This window comes from Mycobacterium sp. NGS18 (assembly GCF_059813185.1).
Genome location: NZ_JCALEC010000014.1, coordinates 1 through 13444, shown reverse-complemented (window position 1 = coordinate 13444; position 13444 = coordinate 1). Strand labels below are relative to the sequence as shown.

The 13444-nt window shown below is 69.2% G+C and carries 12 protein-coding genes; 2 read left to right on the top strand and 10 right to left on the bottom strand.

Translation table 11 applies throughout. The features are described from left to right. The 8 genes from AC5Y31_RS19815 to AC5Y31_RS19780 form a co-directional block, all read right to left on the bottom strand. Positions 1 to 840 (bottom strand): shikimate dehydrogenase, encoded by an 840-nt coding sequence (locus AC5Y31_RS19815; protein ID WP_499982410.1) that lies wholly within the window; start codon positions 838 to 840, stop codon positions 1 to 3. Next, complete coding sequence (locus AC5Y31_RS19810; protein ID WP_065022785.1) at positions 818 to 2074, bottom strand: endolytic transglycosylase MltG; 1257 nt, start codon at positions 2072 to 2074, stop codon at positions 818 to 820. The genes AC5Y31_RS19815 and AC5Y31_RS19810 overlap by 23 nt, the downstream gene beginning before the upstream one ends. Then, a complete protein-coding gene (gene ruvX, locus AC5Y31_RS19805) occupies positions 2067 to 2600 on the bottom strand; it encodes a Holliday junction resolvase RuvX (protein WP_499982408.1) in 534 nt (177 codons plus the stop codon). The genes AC5Y31_RS19810 and ruvX overlap by 8 nt, the downstream gene beginning before the upstream one ends. Then, positions 2597 to 5284, bottom strand: coding sequence for an alanine--tRNA ligase (gene alaS / locus AC5Y31_RS19800; protein ID WP_499982406.1), 2688 nt, complete (start codon positions 5282 to 5284; stop codon positions 2597 to 2599). The genes ruvX and alaS overlap by 4 nt, the downstream gene beginning before the upstream one ends. A 90-nt stretch (positions 5285 to 5374) precedes the next feature. Then, complete coding sequence (locus tag AC5Y31_RS19795; RefSeq protein ID WP_301636305.1) at positions 5375 to 5767, bottom strand: secondary thiamine-phosphate synthase enzyme YjbQ; 393 nt, start codon at positions 5765 to 5767, stop codon at positions 5375 to 5377. A gap of 36 nt (positions 5768 to 5803) precedes the next feature. Beyond that, positions 5804 to 7144, bottom strand: a complete 1341-nt coding sequence (locus tag AC5Y31_RS19790) for a replication-associated recombination protein A (protein WP_499982404.1) — start codon at positions 7142 to 7144, stop codon at positions 5804 to 5806. A 26-nt stretch (positions 7145 to 7170) separates the two neighbouring features. After that, complete coding sequence (locus AC5Y31_RS19785; RefSeq protein ID WP_065026320.1) at positions 7171 to 8280, bottom strand: NDMA-dependent alcohol dehydrogenase; 1110 nt, start codon at positions 8278 to 8280, stop codon at positions 7171 to 7173. Between the two features lie 78 nt (positions 8281 to 8358). Beyond that, on the bottom strand, positions 8359 to 9201 hold the full coding sequence (locus AC5Y31_RS19780) for a DUF3097 domain-containing protein (protein WP_499982402.1): 843 nt from the start codon (positions 9199 to 9201) through the stop codon (positions 8359 to 8361). A 319-nt stretch (positions 9202 to 9520) separates the two neighbouring features. Here AC5Y31_RS19780 and AC5Y31_RS19775 point away from each other — a divergent pair, with 319 nt between their 5' ends. Next, positions 9521 to 9949: a transglycosylase family protein gene (locus AC5Y31_RS19775; protein ID WP_499982401.1), complete on the top strand. Its 429-nt coding sequence runs from the start codon at positions 9521 to 9523 to the stop codon at positions 9947 to 9949. A gap of 6 nt (positions 9950 to 9955) precedes the next feature. Here the strand turns inward: AC5Y31_RS19775 and AC5Y31_RS19770 are convergent, their stop codons facing one another. Together AC5Y31_RS19770 and aspS are read right to left on the bottom strand one after the other, a co-directional pair. Next, a complete protein-coding gene (locus AC5Y31_RS19770) occupies positions 9956 to 10363 on the bottom strand; it encodes a PaaI family thioesterase (protein WP_301635238.1) in 408 nt (135 codons plus the stop codon). Positions 10364 to 10403: 40 nt separating this feature from the next. Continuing rightward, on the bottom strand, positions 10404 to 12173 hold the full coding sequence (aspS, locus tag AC5Y31_RS19765) for an aspartate--tRNA ligase (RefSeq protein ID WP_499982399.1): 1770 nt from the start codon (positions 12171 to 12173) through the stop codon (positions 10404 to 10406). Positions 12174 to 12283: 110 nt separating this feature from the next. Between aspS and AC5Y31_RS19760 the strand changes: the two genes are divergently transcribed. Beyond that, a complete protein-coding gene (locus AC5Y31_RS19760; protein ID WP_499982397.1) occupies positions 12284 to 13375 on the top strand; it encodes an ESX-1 system-associated protein in 1092 nt (363 codons plus the stop codon). Positions 13376 to 13444 lie beyond the last annotated feature (69 nt).

The following is a 13444-nucleotide window of genomic DNA, read 5'->3' as shown; positions in this document are numbered from 1 at the left end:
TCAGGCCGGACCGGCGATCGCGCAAGTCATCGCCGCACAGGGTGCGGGCCGGCCGGTGAAGAGCTCGACCTGGGTGAACGCCTGGTGCAACAGCATCTGCAGGCCGCTGATCACCGTGCCGCCTGCCGCGGTGACCGCGGCCGCCAGCGGAGTCGGCCAGGGGTCGTAGATCGCGTCCAGCAGCACCGGCACCCCGGCCAGCACCGGCGCGAAGGCGGCAGCGACGTCGGCCGGAAGGGTGCTGACCATCACCGACGCGGTCGCGGCCGAGTTGCTCAGTCCGGCCTCGTCGAGTGTGCAATGGCGGGCCGGCACACCGACATCGGTCGCCAGGGCCACCACCCGGGCGGCGTTGTCGGGGTTACGCGCCGCCACCGTGATGCGGCTGACCCCGAGTTCGGCCAACGCCACCACCGCGGCCGGGGCGGTGCCGCCGGACCCGAGCACGACCGCCTCTCCCCCCGAGATGTCACCGGCCGATCCCAGCGCTCCGCTGACCCCGTCGACGTCGGTGTTATCAGCCAGCCAGCCGGACTCGGTGCGCACCAGGGTGTTGGCCGAGCCGATCCGCTCGGCGCGCGGGGTGCGTTCGTCGGCGAACGCCAGTGCGGCGAATTTGCCCGGCATGGTCACCGACACGCCGACCCATTCCGGCCCGAATCCGGCTACCAGCGCCGGCAGCCGCTCGGCGTCGCACTCGATGCGGTCATAGGTCCATCCCTGCAAGCCCAGCGCCCGGTAGGCCGCCAGATGCAGTTGGGGTGAGCGGGAGTGCGCGATCGGCGACCCGAGAACGGCCGCCTTGCGTGGCCCCGGCTCAGCGGGAGCTGTCCAGGACACCGTTGCCCAGAGCCATCTCGATGTTGGTCAGGTGCTGCTGATAGTTGTGGGTGAACAAGGTGGTGCCGTCCTTGTCGATCGTCACGAAGTACAGCCAGTCGCCCGGCTCGGGATGCTCGGCGGCCTGCAGGGCCTCCATTCCCGGCGAACAGATCGGGGTGGCCGGCAGCCCTTCGGAGGCGTAGGTGTTCCACGGCGTCACCTTGGCCCGGTCGGCGTCGGTGGTGGCCACCTCCTGGCGGTCCAGCGGGTAGTTGACCGTCGAGTCGAACTCCAGGCGCTGCGGCTCGCCCAGCCGGTTGTCGATAACCCTGGCCACCTTGGCGAAGTCGTGCGGCAAGGCTTCGCGTTGCACCAGCGACGCGACTGTCAACAGTTCGTAGGGCGTCATGCCCAACTGCGCGGCGGTGGCCGGCAGACCGGACTTGGCCAACTCCGCGGTGCTCTGGCCGATCACCTTCGACAAGACCACCGGTGCCGGCGCCGTCGGGTCGACGTTCCAGGTGCCCGCGGTGATCAACCCCTCGATGCGGCGGTGGTCGCGGCCCATCCTGGTGACCGGCTCCAAAGCCCAGTCCGGCACCGACAGCGCCTGCGGTGTCTCCATCGCCGCGGCGCGCCGCAGGTCCTCCGCCGTGAGGCAGTGCCGATCGCCGTTGAGCTCCAGGCAGCTGGCCTCCGCGATCAGCGTGAACACTCCCGGGGTCACCGCGTTGGTCTTCATGTCGGTGGTGTCGTCGAGTTGACGGCCTTCGGGGATCACCAGCTTGCCCATCCGGTTGGCCGGGTCGGTGAGCTGCTTGACCGCGGTCGCGGCCGGGATCTCGGTCCGCAACCGATAGAAGCCGGGCTGGATCGCCGCGATGGCGGTGTTGTTCTGCGCGGCGTCGAGGAACTTTGCGACGTTGGCGATCACACCGGCGCCCAGCATGGTTTCGGCGATGGCGGTGGTGAAGTCGCCCTCGTGCACCTCGATCAGCACCTGCGGGCCGCCGTCACCGGTGTAGTCGACGACCGGCCCGCGCGAGTGCCACAGCTTGGAACCGAGGAACACCGCCGCGATCACGGTCATGGTGATCAGCACGACGGCCAGTCCGCCGACCACGCGCCGGTGCCGGTTGCGCTGTCGTCGCCGCCGGTCCTCGCGAGCCCGTTCGGTCCGGCTCATCCGCTGCTGCCGCGTAGGTCCCACCGCCACAGGCCTGGCTTTCCACCTGGGTCGTTCGTCAGACACCGTTGTCCTCCGTCGGCACCGCCCGATCCACAGGGTCCGGGGCCCGGCGCTGGTCGAGCCAGCTCTGCAGGATGGTCACCGCTGCCGCCTGGTCGATCACCGAGCGCTGACGCCTTGACCGCATTCCGGCCGCCTGCAGGGCCCGCGTCGCGCTGACCGTGCTCAGCCGCTCGTCGGCCAGCCGCACCGGGGCCGGCCGCTTGCGCTTGGCCAGCACCCGGGCCAGGTCATCGGCGACCGCGATGGCGTCGTCGGCGGCCGACCCGGTGCGGTCGGCCAGGGTCCGGGGCAGCCCGACCACCACTTCCACCACGTCGAATTCCTCGGCCAGCTCGGCCAGCCGGCGCAGGTGCGACCCGGAGGCGTGCCGGCGGACGGTCTCCACCGGGGTCGCCAGCAGACCGTCGGGATCGCTGCACGACACCCCGATCCGCACACTGCCCACATCCACCCCAAGGCGTCGTCCGCGGCCGGGATCATCCGGCCCGCCGGGCCGGTCCGGGGTGCGATGGTGGGCTGAGGTCACGCCGGCGTGCTCCGGGCGACCGCCGTGCGAACCGCCGAGAGGGCGGCGTCGATGCCGGCCGAGTCCTTGCCGGAGCCCTGCGCCAGGTCGGCCTTGCCACCGCCCCGGCCGGCCACCGCCGCGGCCAGGTCTTTGACCAGATCGTCGGCACGTAGCCCGAGTTCCTGTGCGGCGGGGTTGGTGGCGACCACGTAGGGCACGCTGTCTTCTCCGTCGGCGATCAGCGCCACCACCGCCGGGCCCTCGCCGAGTTTGCCGCGGATGTCGCCGGCCAGTGAGCGCAGGTCGCCACCGCCGATACCACCGGACATCCGCTGCGCCACCACGCGCACGTTACCGATTTGTTCGGCGCCGGTGGCGGCATTCGACGCGGCCGCGCGGGCGCTGGCCAGCCGCGCCCGGTCGAGTTCCTTCTCGGCGGCCCGCAGCCGCTCCACCAGGTTTGCTACCCGGGCGGGCACCTCCTCGGACGGCACCTTCAGCGAGGACGCCAGGCCGGCCATCAGCGCGCGTTCCTTGGCCAGGTGGCGGAACGAGTCCAGCCCGACGTAGGCCTCCACCCGGCGCACCCCGGATCCGACCGATGATTCGCCGAGCAGGGTCACCGGACCGATCTGCGCGGAGTTGTGCACGTGGGTGCCGCCACACAACTCCAGCGAGAACGGCCCGCCGATCTCGACCACCCGCACCCGGTCGGGGTATTTCTCGCCGAACATCGCCATGGCGCCCATGGACTTGGCCTTCTCGAGTTCCTCGTTGAAGGTGTGCACCTCGAAGTCGGCCTGCACCGCCTCGTTGGTGACCTCTTCGACCTGGGTGCGCTGCTCGTCGCTCAGCGGCCCCTGCCAGTTGAAGTCGAACCGCAGATAACCCGGCCGGTTCAGCGACCCGGCCTGAACCGCGTTGGGCCCCAACACCTGCCGCAGCGCGGCATGCACCATGTGGGTGCCGGAGTGGCCCTGGGTGGCGCCCTTGCGCCAGCCCGGGTCCACCGCGGCGGTGACGGTATCGCCCTCGACGAACTCACCCGATTCCACCGTGACCCGATGCACCCACAGGGTTTGGGCGATCTTCTGCACATCGGTGACCGCGGCCTTGGCGGGGCCGGCGCTGATGGTGCCGGCGTCGGCGATCTGCCCGCCGGCTTCGGCGTAGAGCGGGGTCCGGTCGAGCACCAACTCGATCCGATCGGCGGCGGCGGCGTCGCCGTGCGCAACCACCGGGACCCGTTTGCCGTCCGCGAAGATCCCGAGAATCCTTGCCTCCGAGGTCAGTTCGTCAAACCCGGTGAACTCGGTGGGGCCGGCGTCGATCAACTCCCGGTAGGCGCTCAGGTCGGCGTGGGCGTGTTTGCGGGCGGCGGCGTCGGCCTTGGCGCGTTGACGCTGCTCGGCCATCAGGGCGCGGAAGCCGGCCTCATCGACGGCCAGGCCGGCCTCCGACGCCATCTCCAGCGTGAGTTCGATGGGAAAGCCGTAGGTGTCGTGCAGGGCGAAGGCGTCCTTGCCGGACAGCACGGTAACGCCGGCGGACTTGGTGGCCGCCGCTGCCTCGTCGAAGAGCTTCGACCCCGATGTCAGGGTGCGGTTGAACGCGGTCTCCTCGGCCACCGCAATCCGGGCGATCCGGTCGAAGTCGCTGACCAACTCCGGGTACGACGGGCCCATCGCGTCGCGTACGGTGGCCATCAGCTCACCGACGATGGGGCCCTCGATACCGAGCAGCTTGGCCGAGCGGATCACCCGGCGCAGCAGCCGGCGCAGCACGTAGCCGCGGCCGTCGTTGCCCGGGCTCACCCCGTCGCCGATCAGGATCGCCGCGGTGCGAGAGTGGTCGGCGATGATCCGGTAACGCACGTCGTCGGCGTCGTTGCCCGCACCGTAACCCCGGGGCGCGCGCGCTTCCACCACATCGATGACCGGGCGGACCAGGTCGGTCTCGTAGACGTTGTGCACACCTTGCAGCAGGAACGCGACCCGCTCGATGCCCATCCCGGTGTCGATGTTCTTGCGTGGCAGCGGTCCGAGGATCTCGAAGTCCTCCTTGGAGGTGCCTTCGCCGCGTTCATTCTGCATGAACACGAGGTTCCAGATCTCGATGTAGCGGTCCTCGTTGGCGACTGGGCCACCGTCGACACCGAAGTCGGGGCCGCGGTCGTAGTAGATCTCCGAGGATGGTCCGCACGGCCCGGGGATGCCCATCGACCAGTAGTTGTCGGCCATGCCGCGGCGCTGGATGCGCTCGGTCGGCAACCCGGCGATCTCCTGCCACAGTGCGACGGCCTCGTCGTCGTCGAGGTAGACGGTGGCCCAGATCCGTTCCGGGTCCAGCCCGTAGCCGCCCTCGTCGACGCTGTTGGTCAGCAGGGTCCAGGCCAGCTCGATCGCGCCGCGCTTGAAGTAGTCGCCGAACGAGAAATTGCCGGCCATCTGGAAGAAGGTGTTGTGCCGGGTGGTGATGCCCACCTCGTCGATGTCCGGGGTGCGGATGCACTTCTGGATGCTGGTGGCGGTGGCATACGGCGGGGTCCGCTGCCCCAGGAAGAACGGCACGAACTGCACCATGCCGGCATTGATGAACAACAGATTCGGGTCGTCGAGGATCACCGAAGCACTGGGCACCTCGGTGTGGCCCGCCTTCACGAAGTGATCGAGGAAGCGTTTCCTGATCTCGTGTGTCTGCACTCTTAAGTCGCTTTCCCGCCGTTGTCGCACCTATAGACGGCCCTACAGTACCGGTCTGCCGACCACCTTCTTGCCGCCAAGAGGGGGCGGTCAGGCGCTGCCGAGGAAACTCAGTCGCACCGACCGCCGCGGGTTGTCCCGGTTGAGGTCGACCAGCACCACGGACTGCCAGGTGCCCAGCAGCGGCTCACCGCCGGCCACCGGCACCGTGATCGACGGCGCCACGATGGCCGGCAGGACGTGATCGGCGCCATGCCCCGGCGACCCGTGCGCGTGCCGGTAGCGGTCATCGCGGGGCAGCAGCCGCTCCAGGGTGTCGACCAGGTCGGTATCCGAGCCGGCGCCGGTCTCGATGATCGCCACTCCGGCCGTGGCGTGCGGCACGAACACGTTGCACAAGCCGTCACCGTGGGCGGCGCAGAAGTCACGCAGCTGTGCCGTGAGGTCCACGGTGCGACGCCGGGCCGTGTCGACGTCGAGCACTTCGGTGTTCATATCCCCAGGGTACGAGCAGGGAGCTCAGCGGCGGCGGATGATCGACCGCAGCTTCTGCAGGCGCCCGCCGATCTCCCGTTCGGCACCACGTCCGGTGGGCTGGTAGTAGTCCGCCCCGACCAGCTCATCGGGTGGATATTGCTGGGGCACAACACCGTCGGGGTGGTCGTGGGCGTAGCGGTAGCCGACCGCGTTGCCCAGTGCCTGCGCCCCGGAGTAGTGGCCGTCGCGCAGGTGCGCCGGCACCGCCCCGGCCTTGCCGGCCCTGATGTCGGCCATCGCCGCCCCCAGCGCCGTGGTCACCGCGTTGGACTTCGGCGCGGTCGCCAGGTGCACGGTGGCGTGCGCCAGGGTCAGCTGCGCCTCGGGCATGCCGATCAACGCGACAGTCTGCGCGGCGGCCACCGCGGTCTGCAGCGCGGTCGGATCCCCCATCCCGATGTCTTCGCTGGCCAGGATCATCAGCCGACGGGCGATGAACCGCGGGTCCTCCCCAGCGACCAGCATCCGGGCCAGGTAGTGCAGCGCGGCGTCGACATCGGAGCCGCGCACGCTCTTGATGAACGCGCTGATGACGTCGTAGTGCTGGTCGCCGTCGCGGTCATAACGCACCGCGGCCTGGTCCAGGGAACCCTCGACGATCTCGACGGTCACCTGCTCGCCAGCCGCCACCCCTTCAGAAGCCACTTCCAGCGCGGTCAACGCCCGCCGGGCGTCACCGGCGGCCAGCCGGACCAGCAGGTCGACGGCATCCGGGGTCACCTCGATGCGCCCGCCAAGGCCGCGCTCGTCATCGATGGCGCGGCGCACGACCGCGGCGATGTCCTCGGGCCCCAGCGGACGCAGCTGCAAGATCAGCGACCGGCTCAGCAGCGGGGCGACCACCGAGAACGACGGGTTCTCAGTGGTAGCCGCCACCAGCAGCACCACCCGGTTCTCCACCGCGGCCAGCAACGCATCCTGCTGGGTCTTGGAGAACCGGTGCACCTCATCGATGAACAGCACGGTCTGTTCGCCGTAGGCGGCGGCGCGCCGGGCGGTGTCGATCACCGCGCGCACCTCTTTGACCCCGGCGCTCAGTGCCGACAGCGCCTCGAAGCGCCGCCCGGTCGCGCCGGAGATCAGCGAGGCCAGCGTGGTCTTTCCGGTGCCGGGCGGGCCGTAGAGGATGACCGAGGCCGCCCCGGAGCCGTCGACCAGCCGGCGCAGCGGGGAACCCTGCCCCAGCAGGTGGTCTTGGCCGACCACTTCGTCGAGGGTCGCCGGGCGCATCCGGACTGCCAGCGGCGTGGAGGTGCCCGAGCCGGGTTCGGGCGCCGGGTCGCCGGTCAGGTCGAACAGTCCGTCGGACACGCCTTCAGGCATACCATTTCCGCCGTCCGCTCGCGGCGTCAGCGGTGCACGATCACCCCGCGGATGTTCTTGCCGTCGCGTAGATCCTGGTAGCCCTCGTTGACCTGCTCCAGGGTGTAGCGGCGGGTGACCAGTTCGTCGAGCTTGAGCTGGCCGGCGTCGTAGAGGCGCAGCAGTCGCACGATGTCGTACTGCGGGTTCGCCCCGCCGAACAGCGTGCCTTTGATCGTCTTTCCGAATAGCGCCAACATGGTGCCCGACACCTGCACGTCGAGGTCCTCCAAGCGGGCCATCGCCGCGATGACGACGGTGCCGCCCTTGCCGACGGTGTTGATCGCGGCGGTGGTGACGGCCTCGCCGAGGTCGCCGACGGTGATCAGCGCCTGGTCGGCCATCTGCCCCCAGGTCAGCTCGGCGATCTTGGCCATCGCCTCCTCGGCGGTGGCGAAGGCGTGGCTGGCGCCGAGCTTGAGCGCGGTCTCCCGTTTGAACTCCACCGGGTCGACTGCCACCACGTACTTGGCGCCGGCGTGCGCGGCGCCCTGCACGGCGTTGATGCCGACGCCGCCGATGCCGTAGACCACCACGGTGTCCCCGGCACGCACCCCGCCGTCGTAGTTGGCGGTCGCCCAGCCGGTGGGCACCCCGCAGCCGGCCAGCACCGCGGTCTCCAGCGGCAGCCAGTCATCGACCTTGACCACCGAGTGCTGCGAGACGGTGGCCCGCTCGGCGAAGGTGCCCAGCATGCAGAACCCGCCGTAATCGGTTCCGCCTGAGTGGAATCGGAACGTGCCGTCGGGCATACAGCCCTCCAGGATGGTGGCACCCATGTCGCACAGGTTCTGCCGCCCGGTCGAGCAGTACCGACAGCTGCCGCAGCTGGGGATGAAGCAGCACACCACGTGATCGCCGGGTTTGACCTTGGTGACCCCGGGACCGACGTCCTCGATGATCCCGGAGCCCTCGTGCCCGCCGACGATCGGGAACCGGGACGGCCAGTCGCCGTCGGCCAGGTGCAGGTCCGAGTGACACAGCCCGGCCGCGGTGAACTTGATCAGCACCTCGCCCGGGCCCGGCCCGTCCAGATCCAATTCCATGATCTCGAAGGGCTGATTTGGCGCATGCGCCACGGCGGCAATTGTTTTCATGCCTGCCATCCAACCGGCTCGGATGCCTGTGGTGGTCCGATTCAGCCGAATTACCGCGGCGGTCCCGGCTATACCTCTCTAACCGCCGGATTGCGTCACGAAGTCGATCAGTTCCTCGACCCGGCCGATCAGCTCCGGCTCCAGGTCGGTCCAGTTGCGCACCCGGCCACGGATACGCTGCCAGGCCGTCGCGATGTCGGCCTGGTTGGCGTGCGGCCAGCCCAGTGCGGCACAGATACCGTGTTTCCACTCCACGTTGCGCGGAATCGCCGGCCACTGTTTCCGCCCGACCCGCGCGGGTTTGACCGCCTGCCAGATGTCGACGTAGGGGTGCCCGACGATCAGGGTGTGCGGACCGCTCGGGCCGCGGCGCACCGTTTCGGCGATGCGAGTCTCCTTGGAGCCGGTGACCAGGTGGTCGACCAGCACCCCGAGCCGACGGCCGGGCCCGGGCTGGAATTCGGCCACGATGCCGGCCAGATCGTCGATGCCGCCGAGGTATTCGACCACTACCCCTTCGATGCGCAGATCATCACCCCACACCTGCTCGACGAGTTCGGCGTCGTGGCGGCCCTCGACGTAGATCCGGCTGGCCAGCGCCACCTTGGCGCGTGCGCCGGGCACCGCCACCGAACCCGAGGCGGTACGGGCAGGCGCCTTGGGCGCGCTGGGCCGTGGCTCGGTCAGGATGACCGGTTTGCCGTCGATCAGGTAGCCGGGGCCGACGGGGAATCCGCGGGTGCGGCCGTGCCGATCTTCGAGATCCATCCGGCCGTAGGCGACCCGCACCACCGCGCCGACGTAGCCGCTCTGGGCGTCTTCGACCACCATGCCGCGCTCCAGCGGCACCTCGACGGACCGGATCTTGCGGCCGGTGTGCGGGTTGTCGGCGAAGATGTCGGTTCCATAGCGGTCGGCCACCCGAGGCAGCCTAAGGCGCTTGGGCGGTGGTGGCCGTGAGGCGACCGCGCGCGTCGCCATCCCAGGCGAGTTTCACATCTGCCACAGCTGTCACTTCAGTAACAGGATTAATTAATGTCGTTCTAAATTTTTAAGAGATCTCTCGCAACATACGTAACAATTACAACTTAGTTAACTTCCGCCACTCTAATTGACTATTACCCCAGATAATAACAACAAACTCATTTGCATCTTTAGGCGACCAAAATGTGCAATTTCATCAATTATCGCGTTATCCTCGTAAACCTCACTGATAGACAACTATCACGGAGGTTGTGATATGCACCGGACCACCGCACGGCGTGTCGGGAAGTTCGGCAGGCGGCACCTCGTCTGGTCGGCATCCGGGCTGGTCACCGGCGGGATCGTGGGCGCCCTACTGGCGTCGGCCGGCGTCGCCCACGCGGATGCCAACATGATGGGCTGGGACGCGGTCGCACAATGCGAGTCCGGCGGTAACTGGGCCGCCGATACCGGCAACGGTTTCTACGGCGGCCTGCAGTTCAAGCCGTCGACCTGGCGGGCGTTCGGCGGCGTCGGGTTGCCGTCGAAGGCGTCGCGGGAGGAACAGATCGCCGTGGCCAATCGGGTCCTGAACAAACAAGGCCCCTACGCCTGGCCGAAATGCGGTCCGGGACGGGTATTCCCATCCTCGGTGGAGGGCTGGGTGCCACCGGCGGTGCGCAGCCTGCTCAAACCGTTCTGGTGAGACCGGCTACTTCGGCGCCAGCACCGCCTGCGTCTGGGTGACCCTGGCGACCAGCTTGCCATTGTCGCCGGTCAGGTCGGTCTGCACCACGATCGTGGTCCGTCCCACGTGCAGCGGCAGGCTGGTCGCGGTGACGGTGCCCTCGCGCACCGCGCGGAAGAAATTCGTTTTCGATTCGATCGTCGAGGTGCTGGCCCCGTGGGGCAGGTTGGCGACCGCGCACACCGCCCCGACGGTGTCGGCGAACGCCATCAGCGCTCCCCCATGCAGGATGCCGCCGGTGGTGCAGCGCTCCGGCGCCCAGGGCATCGTGGCGCTCACCTGCTCGGGTGCCAGTGCGGTGATGTCGATTTCCAGCGCCGCCGCGAACGGCATGTTGGCGACGACCAGGCGCGCGAATTCAGCGGAGTCCACCCGCTCAGCCTGACGGACACGGCGGCGCCGTGTCGGCGTTTCAGCGCGGCTCGGGTTTGGCGTCGATCCCGGCTTCCTTGCGCTGGGCTGCGGTGATCGGGGCCGGCGCGTCGGTCAACGGGTCGATGCCACCGCCGGACTTCGGGAACGCGATGACCTCGCGGATCGAGTCCACTCCAGCCAGCAGCGCCACCACCCGGTCCCAGCCGAACGCCAGGCCACCGTGCGGGGGCGCCCCGAAACTGAAGGCGTCCAACAGGAATCCGAACTTTTCCTGGGCCGCCGCCTCATCGATGCCCATCACCTTGAAGACCTGCTGCTGGACGTCGCGGCGGTGGATACGGATCGAGCCGCCGCCGATCTCGTTGCCGTTGCACACCACGTCGTAGGCGTCGGCGAGCACCGCGCCGGGGTCGGACTCCACGCCGCCCGCGTGCTCGGGCTTGGGCGAGGTGAAGGCGTGGTGCACCGCGGTCCAGGCTCCCGAGCCCACCGCGACGTCACCGGCCGCGGTGGCGTCGTCGGCGGGCTCGAACAGCGGCGGGTCGACGATCCAGGTGAACGCCCAGGCGTCGGGGTCGATCAGGTCCAGGCGCCGGGCGATCTCGCCGCGGGCCGCCCCCAGCAGCGCCCGGGTTCCCTTGGCCGGCCCGGCCGCAAAGAAGATGCAGTCCCCCGGCGCGGCGCCGACGTGTCCGGCCAGCCCGGCGCGCTCGGCGTCAGTGAGGTTCTTGGCCACCGGGCCGGACAGCTCGCCGTCGTCGCCGACCAACACATAGGCCAGGCCCTTGGCGCCGCGCTGTTTGGCCCACTCCTGCCAGCCGTCCAGGGTGCGGCGCGGCTGCGACGCCCCGCCCGGCATGACGACCGCACCCACGTAGGGGGCCTGAAAGACCCGAAAGGTGGTGTCTTTGAAGAACTCGGTGCACTCCACCAATTCCAGGGCGAAGCGCAGGTCGGGCTTGTCGGAGCCGAAGCGGCGCATCGCATCGGCGTAACTCATCCGCGGCAGCGGCAGCGGCAGGTCATAGCCGATCAGGGCCCACAGCGACTTGAGCACCTGTTCGGCGATGCCGATCACGTCTTCGGCGTCGACGAAGCTCATCTCCAGGTCCAGCTGGGTGAATTCCGGCTGACGGTCGGCGCGGAAGTCCTCGTCGCGGTAGCAGCGGGCGATCTGGTAGTAGCGCTCCATGCCGGCCACCATGAGCAACTGCTTGAACAGCTGCGGGCTCTGCGGCAGCGCGTAGAACGAGCCGGGCTGCAGCCGCGCCGGCACCAAGAAGTCGCGGGCACCCTCCGGGGTAGAGCGGGTCAGGGTGGGGGTTTCGATTTCGACGAAGTCATGCTCGGCGAGCACCGCGCGAGCGGCCGCGTTGACCTTCGAGCGCAGCCGCAGCGCCGCCCCGGGACCGTCTTCGCGGCGCAGGTCGAGGTAGCGGTGCTTGAGGCGCGCCTCTTCGCCGGGTGACTCGTCGAGCTGGAACGGCAGCGGCGCGGCCTCGTTGAGGACGGTCAGCGCCGCCGCGTTGACCTCGATGGCTCCGGTCGGCAGATCCGGGTTCTCATTGCCGGCCGGACGCACCTCGACGACGCCGGTGACGGCAACGCAGAACTCGGCGCGCAGACGGTGAGCCTGCTCCAGCACCGCCGCATCGCGGAACACCACCTGCGACACCCCGGAGGCGTCGCGCAGGTCGATGAAGATGACTCCGCCGTGGTCACGTCGGCGCGCCACCCAGCCGGCCAGCGTCACGCTCAGTCCGGCGTCGGTGGCCCGCAGTGAGCCGGCGTCGTGGCTGCGCAACACCAAAGAGCCCCTTTGTTCGAAGACGGTCGAGTAACGGTTCGACGGTCGCCAAGTCTAAGGCCAACGCGCAGCACTGCCCCGGGCCGGTAGGTGCTCTAAGCTGGCTCACTGTGACCAACGGCACCGATGACCTCGACTTCGACTACGACGACGAGGAGGACGAGGAAGAGGACGCCTCGCCAAAGCAGACCAACAGCCTCAAATGGGGGCTGGCCGCCGTGGTCGTGCTCGCTGTGGTCGCCCTAGTGCTGGTCGGGGTGGTGCTGCTCGGCGGTGACCCCGGCAAGGGATCGCTGGATGGCGCGAACTCCAGCCGCAACGCGGCGGCCTCGGGCATCGCCAGCGCCGACGACACCGGGCCGGTGGCGATCATCATCAACGACCCCAGTTGCGTGGCCTGGGGGTCGATCAGCGCCAACCTATCCAGCACGCTGTCCCTGCTGGGGCACGGCAAGTGGAACGAGCGCGATCAGTCGATCCCGGCCACGGCCTGGAACGACGAACAGAAAAAGGAGTACCTGGCCGCCGGACAGGTGGTGCGCAACGCCGCCGCGCAGACCGTCGGGCTGGTGAAGCTCACCCCGCACCGGGTGATGCGTGAGCTCTACGAGCAGTTCATCGCCTACGCCCGCGCGTTCGTCGAGCACATTCCCACCTACACCGAACGCGACGCGGCGCTGGCCGGCACCGCACACAGTGCGGCCTCGGCATTGGCCGCGATCTGCGCGGCCAGCAACAACGGATCGGCGGCGACCCGCGCGCCGCTGGTCGAGGCGCAGTCCGCGCCCACCAAGACCGCCTCGCCGGGCAATCCCACCAACCCGCAGCGCTACCTGACCGGGCCGAACCCGGTGTGCGCGGACTGGAAGGCGGCGCTGGACAAGTTCGGCACCGACACCGCCGAGTGGACCGAGATCGACCCGAGCATCCCGGCGACCTATTGGAACCCGCAGCAGAAGGCGATCAACCTGGCGGTCGGCCCGGTGATGATCAGTCTGGCCAACAAGATGCAGCAGCTGGGCCGGCGCAGTAACAACCCCACCCTGCAGGACTTCGCGGAGCTGTCCGCGCAGTATCGGCGGGCGTTCGTGCTGTCGCTGCCGACCTACGATCCGTCGGACAACTATCTGGCCAATGCCGCGACGTTCCTGTCCACCACGGTGCTGGGCGGGTGCGCGTCGATCCCGGCGGGCGGCGGGTAAACGCCTGAGCCCCAACGCAAGAACCGGCGCAGCCTGCAGGCTGCGCCGGTTGTTGGTTGGTTCTGGCTT